The sequence below is a fragment of the Nocardiopsis rhodophaea genome, assembly GCF_039530945.1.
Lineage (GTDB): Bacteria > Actinomycetota > Actinomycetes > Streptosporangiales > Streptosporangiaceae > Nocardiopsis_C > Nocardiopsis_C rhodophaea.
Genome location: NZ_BAAAPC010000010.1, coordinates 20,019 through 34,207, shown reverse-complemented (window position 1 = coordinate 34,207; position 14,189 = coordinate 20,019). Strand labels below are relative to the sequence as shown.

At 71.6% G+C, this 14,189-nt stretch carries 12 protein-coding genes; 4 read left to right on the top strand and 8 right to left on the bottom strand.

The features are described 5' to 3' along the window. Nucleotides 1-219 precede the first annotated feature (219 nt). Entirely contained in the window at nt 220-2,022 is a 1,803-nt protein-coding gene (locus ABD259_RS12770) for a hypothetical protein (RefSeq protein WP_344162483.1), read from the bottom strand. A gap of 58 nt (nt 2,023-2,080) precedes the next feature. After that, the gene (gene wecB, locus ABD259_RS12765) at nt 2,081-3,193 is read right to left on the bottom strand and encodes a non-hydrolyzing UDP-N-acetylglucosamine 2-epimerase (protein WP_344102120.1); all 1,113 of its coding nucleotides are present in this window, start codon (nt 3,191-3,193) and stop codon (nt 2,081-2,083) included. A 91-nt stretch (nt 3,194-3,284) separates the two neighbouring features. On the opposite strand from wecB, the gene ABD259_RS12760 reads away from it, so the two are divergent. From ABD259_RS12760 to ABD259_RS12745, 4 genes are all read left to right on the top strand, one after another. Beyond that, complete coding sequence (locus ABD259_RS12760) at nt 3,285-4,997, top strand: glycosyltransferase family 4 protein (protein WP_344102123.1); 1,713 nt, start codon at nt 3,285-3,287, stop codon at nt 4,995-4,997. 137 nt (nt 4,998-5,134) lie between these two features. Next, a complete protein-coding gene (locus ABD259_RS12755; protein ID WP_344102126.1) occupies nt 5,135-6,457 on the top strand; it encodes a nucleotide sugar dehydrogenase in 1,323 nt (440 codons plus the stop codon). Nucleotides 6,458-6,822: 365 nt separating this feature from the next. Beyond that, nucleotides 6,823-8,031 carry a glycosyltransferase family 4 protein gene (locus ABD259_RS12750; RefSeq protein ID WP_344102128.1) on the top strand — a complete coding sequence of 403 codons (1,209 nt, stop codon included), beginning with the start codon at nt 6,823-6,825 and terminating at the stop codon, nt 8,029-8,031. A gap of 115 nt (nt 8,032-8,146) precedes the next feature. After that, on the top strand, nt 8,147-8,758 hold the full coding sequence (locus tag ABD259_RS12745; protein ID WP_344102130.1) for a malonic semialdehyde reductase: 612 nt from the start codon (nt 8,147-8,149) through the stop codon (nt 8,756-8,758). Between the two features lie 111 nt (nt 8,759-8,869). On the opposite strand, the gene ABD259_RS12740 is transcribed toward ABD259_RS12745, so the two are convergent. From ABD259_RS12740 to ABD259_RS12715, 6 genes are all read right to left on the bottom strand, one after another. Continuing rightward, a complete protein-coding gene (locus ABD259_RS12740; protein ID WP_344102259.1) occupies nt 8,870-9,727 on the bottom strand; it encodes a glycosyltransferase family 2 protein in 858 nt (285 codons plus the stop codon). Nucleotides 9,728-10,055: 328 nt separating this feature from the next. Then, nucleotides 10,056-10,826 carry a CDP-alcohol phosphatidyltransferase family protein gene (locus ABD259_RS12735; protein ID WP_344102262.1) on the bottom strand — a complete coding sequence of 257 codons (771 nt, stop codon included), beginning with the start codon at nt 10,824-10,826 and terminating at the stop codon, nt 10,056-10,058. Then, nucleotides 10,804-11,853, bottom strand: coding sequence for an iron-containing alcohol dehydrogenase family protein (locus ABD259_RS12730; protein ID WP_344102264.1), 1,050 nt, complete (start codon nt 11,851-11,853; stop codon nt 10,804-10,806). The genes ABD259_RS12735 and ABD259_RS12730 overlap by 23 nt, the downstream gene beginning before the upstream one ends. 5 nt (nt 11,854-11,858) lie before the next feature. Continuing rightward, a complete protein-coding gene (locus ABD259_RS12725) occupies nt 11,859-12,593 on the bottom strand; it encodes a phosphocholine cytidylyltransferase family protein (RefSeq protein WP_344102133.1) in 735 nt (244 codons plus the stop codon). A 16-nt stretch (nt 12,594-12,609) separates the two neighbouring features. Beyond that, nucleotides 12,610-13,257, bottom strand: coding sequence for a DUF5941 domain-containing protein (locus tag ABD259_RS12720; protein ID WP_344102136.1), 648 nt, complete (start codon nt 13,255-13,257; stop codon nt 12,610-12,612). Nucleotides 13,258-13,271: 14 nt separating this feature from the next. Then, nucleotides 13,272-14,144: a hypothetical protein gene (locus ABD259_RS12715; protein WP_344102138.1), complete on the bottom strand. Its 873-nt coding sequence runs from the start codon at nt 14,142-14,144 to the stop codon at nt 13,272-13,274. Nucleotides 14,145-14,189: the final 45 nt, after the last annotated feature.

Below are 14,189 nucleotides of genomic sequence, written 5' to 3'. Positions count from 1 at the left end.
CCAGATGGCCGAGCCGTCGATGATGTTCAGATCGACATCCCCATAGACGAGGGCGCGTAGCGGCTTCGCCCGTTGTTGGTCGGTCACGTGTTTCCCTTCAAGACCCGTCCCCGGGGCTCACCCCGGGTGACGCCTGCGCGGCCGCCGTGCTCGACGGAGCGGGGCGGACACGGATGTATGGCCGCTGACTCTTCATTCGTGCGCGTCGACGCCGTCCGCTCACCCCGCATCGGGCGTGCTCCCCACCTGGCCGGGCTCTGCCTCCCGATCGGCGTCGGGCTGGGGGCCGAGGGCGAGCAGCCGCGCCCCGTGCCGGTTCCACACCCCTGGCTGCAGACCGCGCCGGACCAGCTGCGTGCGCGCCAGATCCGGCTCGATGGCGCTGACGAAGACATAGTCCTGGCCGGCCACGGCGTCATCGATGGCGCTGCCGCCGTCGCCGCCATCGGCGGACGCCGGGGCGCCACTCCCCCACCAGGGCACCGCGGGGCCGACGGCGTCGGCCCCGGAGCATTCGGCGGCGCACAGCACGTCGGCGAGGAACGCCGCGCCTCTGGGCGCCCGCCACAGCGCCACCCACGGAGAGGTCGCCCCGCGGGCCAGCGCGGCCCACGCGGCGGGGCCGGGCGCGCTCCCGGACTCCGCGTCCGTGTCGATCCCCCGCACGGTCCGCATCGGGATGCCCGCGGACCGCAGGCGCGCCACCCCGGCGAGGTGGTCGACGCCGTCCGGCAGCACGATCTCGGCCGGGGCGTACTCCTGGTTGAGGATATCGTCGGCGAACGCCAGCGCGGTGATGTCGTCCGCCGGGGCGGCGAGCACCGAGACCTGGCGGATCCGCAGCGAGGCCGACGGACTGCCGGAGCCGGGCGCGAAGTCGACCCGGCCGAGGATGTCGGCGAGCCGGACGGGGGTGGCGTCGGTGAGGAACACCGAGCGCAGCACCAGCCGCAGCTCCTCCGGGCTGAGCGGACCGGCGGCGCGCACGCGGGCGAGCCCCTCGGCCGCCGCGCCCGAGCTCAGCGCCGAGGCGTCGACCGGAACCCGGACACTGCCCGGCGCGCGCCCGGCGCCGTTCGGCGGCTCGGCGTCCTCCTCGGGTGAGCCGCCCAGCAGCAGGGCGCGGGCGCCGCACGCCATGGCGCGGTCGGCCAGGGCGGGGTCATCGACGACCACGGTGCTGGCGGCGCGCAGCGTAGCGGGTTCCTCGGCCCACCCGGGGTCGGCGCGGCGCAGGCCGCTGTCCCGGACGAGCATGTCGACGAGCCGGTTGGCCACGACGCCGCTGTTGCCGACCGACGGCAGGTGGACGGGGTCGGCCTGGCGCTCCGGTTCGGCCGCGATCGGGTTGAACCGGTGGAGCGGAACGCCGACGCCGCCATCGTGGACGAGGTCGAAGGGCAGCGTGGCCAGCGCGGGCGGGGCGGGGGCGTCGTTGAGCAGGATCGACGGCACGCCGCGCGACGCGGCGGCCTCGACCAGCCAGTTCAGCGCGCGGGTGCGGTCGCCGGAGGAGGGGTCGCCGACGTGGGCCCACAGGCTGCCGGTGGCCGCCGCGGAGGCCGAGACCAGGACGGCGTCGACGTCGACGGACTCGAACACGACCTGGGCGTCCTGCGGGCGCAGCGCGATGACGCGCACGTAGGGCTCGACGGCGGCGTGCACCTCGGGCGAGAGGACCCCGGCGACGACGAGGCGGTCGTCGCGGTTGCCGATGTTGCCGGCGAGCAGCCGCGCCTCTTGGCGCTCGGCGTCGTAGGAGCGCACCGGCTGGGGCCTGCGGCGCCCGCCCGCGCTCTGCCGCGTGGTGCCGCTCTTGCGCCACAGCCGGAACAGGTCGCGCGGCAGCCGGACCAGGCCGCGCCCGGGCCGTTTGGCCGCTGCGGTCAGTGCCCGCCCGACCTGCAGGGACGTTGAACCTTCCAGGGCGGCGAGGCGGGCCTGTGCTTCCCGCAACTGGGCTTCTCTCTCCGAGAGCGCCTGCCGCAGCTGTTCGGTCTGGCTCTGTTCACGCCGTTTCACGGATGTCATCCTGCCTTGCGGTGTCGAACGGTAGGGGATCGGTGGCGGGGTGCGCGTGTCATCGTGTCGCGGCGCCGTTCGCCAGGATGGTGGCGATGCGTTCTCCGGCGTGGCCGTCCCAGAGCGGGGGGACGTCGGCCACGGTGGCGGTTCCGGTTCCCTGCCCCGCCAGGATCGCGCCGACGAGGCCGGGGAGCTCGGCGTCGACCACGAGCCGGTTGGTGCCGTGGGTGATGGTCACGGGGCGCTCGGTGTTGGGGCGCAGGGTCAGGCAGGGCACGCCGAGGATGGTGGTCTCCTCCTGCACGCCGCCCGAGTCGGTGATGACGGCGGCAGAGCCGCGTACCAGGGTGACGAAGTCGATGTAGCCGAGCGGCTCCAGCAGCCGCATCCGCGGGTGGCCGCCCAGTCCCGCGTCGTCGAACGCCCGCCGCCCGCGCGGGTGCACCGGCATGACCACGTCCACCTGATCGGCGACCTCGTGCAGGCGCTTGGTCAGGCGCGCCACGATCTCGGGGTCGTCGACGTTGGCCGGGCGGTGCAGGGTCCCCACGACGTAGGTGTCCGGCAGGTCCAGGCGCCTGCCCAGCTCGGCGGTGTCGAAGCGGTCCAGGTTGCCCAGGAGAGTGTCGATCATGGGGTTGCCCACGAAGTGGACGCGGTCGGTCGCAACGCCCTCGTGGGCCAGGTGGCCGACGGCGTCGGGGCTGGTGGCGAAGCAGATGTCGGAGAGCTGGTCGGTGATGCGACGGTTGACCTCCTCCGGCATGGTCCAGTCGAACGACCGCAGCCCCGCCTCCACGTGGGCAACGGGGATGTGCAGCTTGGCCGCGACGAGCGCGGCGGCGACCGTGGAGTTCACGTCACCGTAGACGATGACCAGTCCGGGTGAACGGGAGATGAACTCCTTTTCCAGGCCCACCATAAGGGCGGCCGTCTGCTCGGCGTGCGAACCGGACCCCACGCCCAGGTCGACGTCGGGCCGCGGCAGTCCCAGTTCGCGGAAGAAGATCGCCGACATCCGGTCGTCGTAGTGCTGACCGGTGTGCACCACCGACTGCCGGACGCCCCGCTTCTCCAGGGCCGCCACCACGGGTGCCGCCTTCACGAAATTGGGCCGCGCACCGACGATGTGCACGACCTCGGCGGCCTCGGTCCCGACTGACGACATCACATTCCCTTCGAAGACGAATCGATCTTGACCAACGCTGGACGCCGTGGCGTCACCGGCAGGTCACTCCGGCGTGATTCCATGTCCCACCGTGCGCAACACCCTGAAAGCGGCGACCTTCACCGCGACCCTGACCTGGCGGCACCTGCGGACCGAACCCGCCCGGATGCCGTTGCTGGCCCTGCGGCTGCTGCCGGGAGGTGTCCGCCGACGCATCCGCGCAGCCGCCGGACGGCTCGGTACGCTGCCCCACGCCTACGCCCTGTGGGACGCCGGCCGCCGCGACGAGACGCTGCGGACGATCCGCGACGCCGCCGCGGGCGCCGCCCCCGGCTCGCTCACCCGCATGGCGGCGTTCGCCCTGGCCATCGAGGAACCCGCCCTGGTGGAGGAACTGCTGGACCGGCTGCCCGAAGGCCCGCGCCGCGCCCGGTTGGCGCACCGGTTGGACGTCACGAGGGGACGTGCCGTCCCCGCCGACGCCTCTGACGCTCTCCCCAACCACGCTCTCCCCAACCAGCGGCACGACATCACGGTAACGCCGGGGCAGAAAACGCGACGCGACGACACGATGAACGCTGGGAGATACGCAACCGACGGCCTCCGCGTGCTGCACGTCGTCACCAACGCGCTGCCGCACACGAACGCCGGATACACCCAGCGAACCCACCGCATCGCGCTCGGCCAGCGCGCGGCCGGGCTCGACCCGCACGTGGTGACCCGGCCCGGCTACCCGCTCACCAAGGGCGTCTGGGACGCGCGTCCCCGCGTGGACGTCGACGGCGTGCCCTACCACCGCCTGCTGCCGTGGATCGCGCCCGCCGACGACGCCCGGGCGCTGCGCGCGGGGCTGCGCCGCGCGGCCCCGCTGGTCGAGCGGCTGCGCCCGCGCGTGCTGCACGCGGCGAGCAACCACCTCAACGCCCGCCTGGCGCTCAGCCTGCGCGAGCGCTTCGGCCTGCCCGTGGTCTACGAGGTGCGCGGGTTCCTGGAGGAGTCGTGGCTGTCGCGCGATCCGTCCCGCAGCGTGAACGACGCCTACTACCGGGCCGAGCGCGCCCGCGAGACCGCGTGCATGCAGGCGGCCGACCTCGTGGTGACGCTGGGTGAGACGATGCGCGCCGACATCGTGGCACGCGGTATCGCCCCGGAGCGGGTCGCCGTGGTGCCCAACGCGGTGGACGAGGCGTTCCTGGATCCGTTGCCCGACGGTGCCGATCTCCGCCGTGAGCTGGGCATCGGCCCCGAGGACTTCGTGGCCGGGACCACCACCAGCTGCTACGGCTACGAGGGGCTCGACACGTTGGTGGACGCCGTGGCCGAGCTGCGGCGCCGCGAGATTCCGGCGCACCTGCTGATCGTGGGCGATGGCCCGGAACTGGGGGCGCTACGCGAACGGGCCGCGGCGGCCGGGCTCGGCGGGGCCGCGCACTTCACCGGCCGGGTTCCGGCGGAGGCGGTCCGGCGCCACCACGCGGTCCTGGACGTGTTCGTTGTGCCGCGGCGCGATGCGCGTGTCAGCCGGCTGGTCACCCCTCTGAAGCCGGTCGAGGCGATGGCCGGGGGCCTCCCCGTCGTGGCCAGCGACGTCGAGGCGCTGCGCGAGATCGTGGAACCAGGGATGACCGGTGAGTTAATTTCTCCGGACGACTCGGAAGGTCTAGCGGACGCGCTGGAAAAGCTGGCTTACAGTCGTGAAACGCGAGAGGCGTTCGGTCTCGCGGGCCGCCAGCGGGTCGGGAATGCCCGAACCTGGCGAGCGGCCGCTTACCGCTATATCGAGGCTTATGAGGCAGTTATCTGAAAAGTGTCCGAACTAGGCCACGGTCTGTAATCGAGACCAGCCGCGAAGTACCCTCGGGCGTCTAGTCAGTATTCGGAAGTCCTCGATCGCTACCTCGATATTCCGCACCGAAAAAGAGAACCCGAGGGGGACCCCCTGTGGATGTCGCTACCTCTACGTCCGACCTGGTCGTCATCGGCCTCGGATATGTCGGCCTGCCTCTGGCGCACGCGGCGAGCCGCGTCGGCCTCCAGGTCACCGGGCTCGATGTCAGCCCGCGGGTCGCCGACGGGCTGAACGCCGGACAGTCGCACATCGACGACCTGGAGCCCAGCGACATCGCCGAGATGGTCGACGCGGGGTTCCGGGCCACCACCGACGCCGACGTCCTGAGCGGTGCCCACACCATCGTCATCTGCGTTCCCACCCCGCTGTCCGATGAGGGAGGACCCGACCTGGGCGCCGTCTCGGCGGCCGCCCGGTCCGTGGCCACCCGGCTGCGCCCGGGCACCCTGGTCATCCTGGAGTCGACCACCTACCCGGGCACGACCGAGGAGGTCGTGCGCCCGATCCTGGAGGAGTCCGGACTGGTCGCCGGGGCCGACTTCCACCTCGCCTTCTCGCCGGAGCGCATCGACCCCGGCAACCCGGCCTTCGGCATCGCCAACACCCCCAAGGTCGTGGGGGGCATGACCGAGCGCTGCGGTGAACTCGCCGCCACCTTCTACGGCAAGTTCGTGAACTCGGTCGTCCAGGCGCGCGGCACCCGCGAGGCCGAGATGGCCAAGCTGCTGGAGAACACCTACCGGCACGTCAACATCGCGCTGGTCAACGAGATGGCGATCTTCTGCCAGGAGCTCGGCGTCGACCTGTGGGACGCCATCGCCTGCGCCTCCACCAAGCCGTTCGGCTTCCAGGCGTTCTACCCGGGGCCGGGTGTCGGCGGGCACTGCATCCCCATCGACCCGAACTACCTCTCCTACAAGGTCAAGACGCTGGGCTATCCGTTCCGGTTCGTGGAACTGGCCCAGGAGATCAACGCCCGGATGCCCACCTACGTGCTGCAGCGTGCCCAGGAGCTGCTCAACGACAGCGGGCTGGCGCTGTCGCGGTCCAAGGTGCTGCTGCTCGGCGTCACCTACAAGGCCGGCATCGCCGACCAGCGCGAGTCCCCGGCCCGCCCGGTGGCCCGGAAGCTGGCGGCCAAGGGGGCCTCGCTCACCTACCACGACCCGCACGTCGACGAGTGGTGGGTCAACGGCGAGCGGGTCCCGCGCGCGGAGAACCTGGAGCAGGCCCTGGCCGATGCCGACCTCACCATCCTGCTCACCGACCACCCCGACTACCGGCCCAAGCTGCTCACCGAGCGCGCCCGCCTGCTGCTCGACACCCGCGGCGTGCTGCGCCGCCTCGACCCCGACGAGAGCGACGGCCGCCGCACCACCAGCCCGATCACCCGCGACGGCATCCAGGTCCTCTAGGGCAGCGTTCCTCTAGGGCAGCCGCACAGCGTTTTCCCCGGCCCCGGCCCCGTGGCGGTCCGGGGCCGTTGCCGTCCCCATCTCCCTCGCGCCTCGCGGACCCGCGGCACCGAAGGCAAGGAATCGCCAAAAATTGGGGCAATTTGACCCGGCGATGACGTCCCATGCCGGGGCATATCCGTGCTTTCCGGCCAGACGCGGCGACATCGGCACAGGGTCATTCACCCCCCTCACGTCTGTCCGTAACCCGACTTTTCACCTGTTGTTTCCCTAGCCGCATAGCGTGGCACGCGGACATTCGCACCTTTTCGCGCGAATGTTGGTCTAGGCCCCTTTGTGGCTACAAGAAGCAGGTGAAATCGGATATGCACGCTGTCGTGGCCACTGTGGTCCACCATCCGGAGGACGCGCGCATCCTGCACCGCCAGATCCGCGCCCTGCTGGACGCCGGACACACCGTCACCTACATCGCGCCGTTCCGCGAACGCGGGGTCACTCCGTGGCCGGAACTGACCGCCATCGACGTGCCCAGGGCGGCGGGACGGCGGCGTCTGCACTCGCTGCGGGCCGCCCGGCGCCTCCTGGCCGAACACGCGCCCAGCGCCGATGTCCTGCTCTTCCACGACCCCGAGCTGCTGCTCGCACTGCCCCGGAACCGCCCGGTGACCGTCTGGGACGTCCATGAGGACACCGCGGCCTCGGTGCTGACCAAGCCGTGGCTGCCCCGACCGCTGCGCCGCCCGCTGGGGCCGGTCGTCCGCGCCTGCGAGCGCCGCGCCGAGCACCGGATGCAGCTCATCCTGGCCGAGGAGGGCTACCGCGACCGGTTCGCGCTGCCGCACCCCGTCGTCCCCAACACCACCTACGTTCCCGAGCGCCCGGGGCGCCAGCCCGGCACCGACCGGGTCGTCTACCTGGGGCAGCTGTCGGCCGCGCGCGGCGCGGCCGAGCTGGTGGAGCTGGGTCGGCTGCTGCGGCCGCGCGGCGTGCGGGTCGAGGTGATCGGGGCCGCCGACCCGGAGATCCGGCCGATGCTCCGCCAGGCCCAGCGGGACGAGGCGATCCGCTGGTACGGGTTCGTCCCCAACGACCAGGCGCTGCGCATGGTGAGCGGCGCGATGGCCGGGATCTGCATGCTGCGGGACGCCCCGAACTACCGGCACTCGCTGCCCACGAAGGTCGTCGAGTACATGGCGCACGGCCTGCCGGTCATCACCACCCCCAACCCCGTGGCGGAGGATCTGGTCTCCGGCCGCCCCGAGGGCGACTGCGGCATGGTGGTCCCGTTCGGCGACGCCGAAGCGGCGGCTGAAGCGGTCCTGCGACTGCGTTCGGACCCGGCCCTGCGCCACCGGTTCGCGCGCACCGGCCACGAGATCGCGCGAACGGCCTTCCACTGGCCGGTCCACGCCGACGTGTTCGTCCGCCAGCTGGAGGAGTGGGTCAAGGCCACACCGGGCCACTGGCGCCAGATGGCCGACGACCCCGAGCAGGTCCCGCGGCAGAGCGCGGCCGTGCGGGCGCCGCAGCGGCTTCCGGTGGTGGACGCGGCGGTTTCCGACGGCACGGCCTGATCTGTGGCATTGCGTGCGTCACACGCGCCCACCCCACCGGAATACTTTCCAAGGAAGAAGAGTTGGGTCCGATCGACCGTGAAGTCCACGGTCCCCGCGACCCACGAGGGATGCCATGAGCGACACCGCCGAGCGGCTCGAACTCTCCAAGGAAGCCCAGGACCTTCTGTTCCGCGACGCGCGCACGGTCGGTGCCTTCACCGACGAGCCGGTCACCGAGGAGCAGATCCGGGCCATCCACGACCTGGTCAAGTACGGCCCGACCTCCCTGAACACCCAGCCGCTGCGCGTGACGCTGGTGCGCTCGGCCGAGAGCCGCGAACGCCTGGTCCAGCACATGATCGAGTCGAACCAGGGCAAGACGCGCGCAGCCCCGCTCGTCGCGATCCTCGCCTTCGACACCGCCTTCCATGAGAAGGGCGAGGAGGTCTTCCCCGGCCGCGGGGACATGATCAAGGGCATGTTCGCCGACGAGGCCGCCCGCGACGCCAACGGGCGGCTCAACGCGACGCTGCAGATCGCCTACTTTCTGATCGGCATCCGCGCGGCCGGACTGGCCGCCGGACCGATGTCCGGCTTCGACGCCGAAGCGGTGGACCGGGAGTTCTTCGCCGACGGCTCCCAGAAGAGCCTCGTCGTGGTGAACATCGGCACACCGGCCGAGGGGCAGCCGGCCTTCCCGCGCCTCCCCCGCTTCGAGTACGACGACGTCGTCACCGAGCTGTAGGTGGGGCCGGCCCCACCGCTCTCTTCCCCCGTCCCTCCGTTGATCTCGGCGAAGGGCCTCGGACCGCGGTGTGCGGTCCGAAGCCCTTCTCGTGTCGTAGGTCGGGTGTCCTCAGATGATCGGGGGGCGGCCGGTGCGGGTCATCCGCCACGCGGTGGACCACTTCATCGGCGCGCGCGGCCCCGCGTCCTCGCGCCACCCCTCCATGAACCCCCGGAACCAGGCGCGGAGCGCAGCGCCGTTGCGCTCCCGCAGGACGGTGATGCCCACCCAGTTCGCCAGGTAGACGGCGGCCAGCGGCCAGGGCAGGTTGCGCCGGGCCAGCCAGACCCGGTTGCGGGCGTTGAGCCGGTAGAAGTTGTCGTGCCGGGTCGGCGCCACCGCCGGGTGGTACATCACGGCCTCGGCGTCGTAGACGATGTGGAAGCCGGCGTCCATGATCCGCCAGGCGAGGTCGGTCTCCTCGTGCGCGTAGAAGAACTCGCCGGGCAGGCCCCCACCCTGCTCGAACGCGGTGCGCCGGATCGCGCACGCACCGCCGAGGAAGGTCGTGACCCGGCTGGAGCGCTGCGCGTCGCCTACCCGCAGCCGCGGCACGTGCCGCCGCTGGTCGGGTCCGCCGTCGGGGTCGGCGATACGGAAGGAGATCGCGCCCAGGCCGGGGTCGGCGGCGAACGCGTCGTGCACGTGTCGGGCGAGATCGGGCGAGCGGTACCAGCCGTCGTCGTCGAGGAACAGGATGATGTCGCCGCGGCACTCCTGGACGCCGAGGTTGCGGCCCTCGGGGATGCCCACGTTCTCCGGCAGCCGCACCGCGGCCACGTCTTTGGGCAGTTCCGGCAGGTCGGCGCCGTTGCCCACGACGGTGACGTCGATGTCGACGCCCCGCTGCTCGAACACGCTGTTGATCGCGCGGCGCAGCTCGGCCGGACGGTTCCCCATCGTCAGCAGCACACAGGAGATCTTCATCTTCTGCATACCTCCCCGACCAGCACCGTCCAGGTTGCCGTCAACTGTACGGGAGGCGGCGGCTTCGGCCGGCGTCGGTCCGGAGGGCTCCGGCCCGGGGGCGGAGCCCGACGCGGGGGCCTTGGAGGAAGCGGGACTACTCATGAGAACCGTTCGTGAACGTCAGGAGACACAGGTCTGAAGCGTTGACCATCGCATGGTGAGGTTAACCGAGAGATAAAAAGCGATGCTCACCGCTCGTGCACGCATTCTACGGAGCGTGACCACGGATGATCTCGGATTTCGGGGAAGACGCCGGTCCCGCGGCGTGCGGGACCGGCGCCGAGGGTCAGGAGAGGCGGCGCGAGGCCAACACACTGACCAGGTGCAGCACGGTCTGCAACCCCGCCACGGCGACGCAGGCGACCACGAGTGCCTGGGTGGCCAGCAGGTCACCGCGGACCGCGTCGGCGATCGCGACGACCACCACCAGCAGCGAGAGCTCGACCGCCTGGATGACGCGGTGGAAACGCAGGGCCGCGGCGGCCTTGCGGGCCAGGCCCAGCCCGGCCGAGCGCGGCGCCAGAGCCGAGTCCGGGATCTTCTCCGGCAGTCCGGCCTTAGCGCGGGCCACGACGACGTTATCGGTCTCGACCTTGATAAGCGCGGCGCCCAGCGCCGCCGCCATCCCGGCGATCACCCAGCCGCCGGCCGCGAACTCGCCCTGGGCGCGGATGCCCAGGCCGATCAGCAGCGCGATCTCGGATAGGTAGTGCCCGATGCGGTCGAGGTAGATCCCGGCGACGCTGGTGCGCTGGGTGTAGCGGGCGACCTCGCCGTCCGAGCAGTCGAGGAGCAGGTAGACCTGGATGAGCACGGCCGCGGCCAGCGCCGACCACAGCCCGCCGAAGGCGAGCGTGACTCCGGCCAGCACGCCGAACGCCATCATCAGGTAGGTGATGGCGTTGGGGGGGACACCCAGCCGGACGAACACCGTACTCACGTACGGCGAGACGTCCCGCATGTAGAGGCGGCCCGCCCAGTGCTCCTCGTTGACGCGCTGCTTGATGCCCTCGGGCTGCCCTCCCGCGCGGACGTCAGCGACCGAGGGTTTCGACATACTCACCGACGCTCCGTCGAATCTCGTCATCCGCCAGGGCCAGATGCTCCAGGATGGTGTAGCGGCCCGGCCGGGTCGAGGGGGCGTAGGCCACCGCGCGCGCGAAGGCCTCCTCATCCAAGCCGACATCGCCCGGGAGGATGGGCAGTTCGTGCCGGAGCAGGCAGGCGCGGATGTCGCGCATCCGCCGCTCGCCCTCGCCCAGGTATTTCTGCCGCAGGAAATAGGTGAACAGAGCGCCGATCCCGGCCAGCTCACCGTGGTTGCTCGTGCCCGGGAAGAGCTGGTCGATGGCGTGCAGCACCTCGTGGCAGCCGCCGCTGGCCGGGCGGCTCGACCCGGCGACCGACATCGCCATGCCGCTGAGCACCAGCGCCTCGGCCAGCACGGTGAGGAACTCCTGGGACTCCACCGAGTCCGTCCGGTGCAGCAGCGCCTCGGCGGCCACCCGGGCGAAGGTGACGGCCATTCCGTCCACCGGCTCGCCCTGCTCGCGCCCGGCCAGCTCCCAGTCGGCGATGGCCGAGAAGTTGCTGATGGCGTCGCCGATCCCCGAACGCACGAGGCGCTGCGGGGCGGCGCGGACGTAGTCGACGTCGATGACCACGGCGATGGGCATGCCGACGCCGTAGGTGCCCTTGCCGCTCTCGTGTTCGAGTGAGGCGGTGGGCGAGGCGATGCCGTCGTGGGCCAGGTTGGTGGCCACCGCGACCATGGGGATGCCCGCCATGGACGCGGCGAACTTGGTGACGTCGATGGTCTTGCCGCCGCCGATGCCGGCCACGGCCTCGTAGTGGCCGGACCGCAGCTTCTTACCGAGCTCGGTGGCGACGTCGATGCTGCCGTTCTCGACCCGGAAGACCTCGCAGTTGGGCAGGTCGAGGCCGGCCGCGATCTGGGCGCCCTGTCCGGGGCCGACCGCGACGGCGACGCGCCCCTCGGTGGCGATCCGGCGGTCCGCGAGGACCGCGCCGAGGGAGGAGATGGCCCCCTGCCGGACGTCGATCGTCAGGGGGGAAGGGAGCATCCGGGCTAGTAGCGGCATGCGATCTCCCGCGCGCGGTTCAGGTCGTCGTGGTCGTCCACCTCGACCCAGTCCACCTTGCCGATCGGAGCGATGGCGACCTTCTCGCCGCGGTTCACCAGCTCCTGGTAGCCGTCCTCGTAGTACAGCTGCGGGTCGCGCTCCCAGGTGGCCTTCAGGGCGTCGGCCAGGCGGTCGCCCAGCGAGCCCTCGATGAGGGTGGCGCCGATGTACTCGCCCGCGGCGGTGGCGGGGTCCATGAGTTTGGTGATGCCCGACAGGTGCCCGGAGGAGTCCAGGGTCACCTTCATCTCCTCGTCGGCGAGAGTTTTGACGTTGTCCACCGCCAGGAGAAGCTCCGGCCCCCGTGCGGCGAGTAGCGTCTCCTCAACGCTTACCGGGTGCACGGTGTCGCCGTTGACGAGGAGGACGCCTTCGGAGAAGAACTCGCGCGCGGTCCACAGGGAGTAGGCGTTGTTCCACTCCTCGGCCTTGTCGTTGTAGCAGAGCCTCAGCTTGACGCCGTGGCGGCGCTCCAGGGCCTCCTTGCGCTCCTCGACCGCCTCGGCCCGGTAGCCGACGACGACAACGACGTCGGTCAGCCCGGCCGCGGCGAGGTTGCGCAGAGAGATGTCCATGATGGTGGTGTCGTCACCATCGACCGGCACGAGCGCCTTGGGCAGTGTGTCGGTGTATGGGCGCAGACGGCGGCCCGCTCCAGCGGCCAGAACCATACCGAGCATGTACGCGCCTTCCTCCTTAACCGGTGGAGGCGTCCCTGCCTCCACGTTCGTTTCGCGGAACATCCGCCAGGGTCGTGACGGGGGTTGCGAGCCAGCTCCGCGTGGCCTCTCCTACGAGCAGCACCACGAGGTAGCCCGCGAGCACGCCGTAGGCGAACGGCAGCCAACCGAGCACACCGCCGCAGGCGATCAACAGCATCCGGCCGTCCCAGCCCAGCATCGCCCTGGTGATCCAGGCGGGTGGGCGTACGCCGCAGCCGGGCCGGCGCACAGCGTCGCGATGGTGCAGTACGACCGCAGTCAAGAGTACGAACACCAGCGGACCCGGCACACCGGATCCGTAGCCGAGCGCGAGTAGGTAAAGGTACTCGGTTCCGCGCAGGACCGGCGGGACCATCCAATCAAATCGTCCGTCGTGTGGATGCCCCGACGCCACTCCCGCGAGCAGGAGGGCGGCGGCCGGTGCGAACAGGGTAATGCCTGACAAGCGTCCAAGACCGGCGAGCAGCAGCACTCCCACCACGAGCGCACCGGCCAAAGCCGGGAGCAGTGGGGGGAGCGCTCCGGCGGCTAACCGGCCGAGCGCGACGCTGAGGTGACCATCGTCACGGAGATCTCGCAGGTCAACCGCGCTGTGCCAGCGCGGTCGCAGTGATGCGACCATGTCCGCCGATCACCCTAACTCGCCTCGGCGCGGACCGGCTGGTCCACGACCTCGGCCGTGACCGCCACACCGCAACCGACGATCAGTGCGATGAACGTCACCCGGGGGTCCCAAATCGTTATCGTCAGTGCCACCGTCGCGAACCGGGCGGCCTGTGGAAAGGCCAGGAGCCGACGTACCGCGGCGGGTAGCGCGGAGTCGGCGCTCATCCCCGCGGGGGCGTCGGGGGCGCTTCGGGCGCCGCCGGGCCGCGGTCGACGCTGGGGCCGCTCGCCCTGGCCCGTGCCGCTGCCCCCATCACCGCTGGCGGCGGCGGTGCCGAACAGCTTCGCGGTGAGCTCCGGGTCGCTGGGCGAGCGGTCGGCGGCGGCGCCGCTGGGATCGACGGCGTCGATGGGCGAGGCGCCGCCACCGCCGCGCCGCTGGGCGGGCACGTTCACCGCCTGCGGCGGTCCGCTCAGGTCGGGGCGTGCGCGGCGGGCGGCCACCACCGAGTCGCGCAGCGCCACCGCGATCAGCGCGCCGGCGGACCACCCCCAGGCGTCGGGCACACCCGACAGCGTGCCCGCGATGGCCAACCCCAGGTACACGATGTACTCGCGCAGCCGCGCCAGCATGGCGGTCAGCCACGTCTCCAGGGCGTCGCGTTGCTCGCCCGCCAGCTCCTCGGCGACGGCGTCGGTGAACAGGGCGGCGGCAAGGAACAGCGAGCCGATGAGGGCGCCCCGCGGGCCCGGCTCGGTGAACCAGACGGCGGCCGGCACGGTGAGGACCAGGCCGATCCTGCCCAGCGCGGAGGGTGTGAGGTGGGCGCGTCGCGCCAACCGCCCGCTGGGACGGGTCAACGGCCCGAGCCAGTGGTCGGTGCGTGCGTCGGCATTGGCCATGGTCGTGCCCCTCCCCGAGCGGCCCTGCGCAGAACCGTGACCCAG

Coding starts and splice junctions, on each gene's coding strand:
- ABD259_RS12725 (WP_344102133.1), bottom strand. CDS start 12,593: ATGCTCGGTATGGTTCTGGCCGCTGGAGCGGGCCGCCGTCTGCGCCCA.
- ABD259_RS12735 (WP_344102262.1), bottom strand. CDS start 10,826: ATGTCGAAACCCTCGGTCGCTGACGTCCGCGCGGGAGGGCAGCCCGAG.
- ABD259_RS12750 (WP_344102128.1), top strand. CDS start 6,823: ATGCACGCTGTCGTGGCCACTGTGGTCCACCATCCGGAGGACGCGCGC.
- ABD259_RS12720 (WP_344102136.1), bottom strand. CDS start 13,257: ATGGTCGCATCACTGCGACCGCGCTGGCACAGCGCGGTTGACCTGCGA.
- ABD259_RS12745 (WP_344102130.1), top strand. CDS start 8,147: ATGAGCGACACCGCCGAGCGGCTCGAACTCTCCAAGGAAGCCCAGGAC.
- ABD259_RS12740 (WP_344102259.1), bottom strand. CDS start 9,727: ATGAAGATCTCCTGTGTGCTGCTGACGATGGGGAACCGTCCGGCCGAG.
- wecB (WP_344102120.1), bottom strand. CDS start 3,193: ATGTCGTCAGTCGGGACCGAGGCCGCCGAGGTCGTGCACATCGTCGGT.
- ABD259_RS12715 (WP_344102138.1), bottom strand. CDS start 14,144: ATGGCCAATGCCGACGCACGCACCGACCACTGGCTCGGGCCGTTGACC.
- ABD259_RS12730 (WP_344102264.1), bottom strand. CDS start 11,853: ATGCTCCCTTCCCCCCTGACGATCGACGTCCGGCAGGGGGCCATCTCC.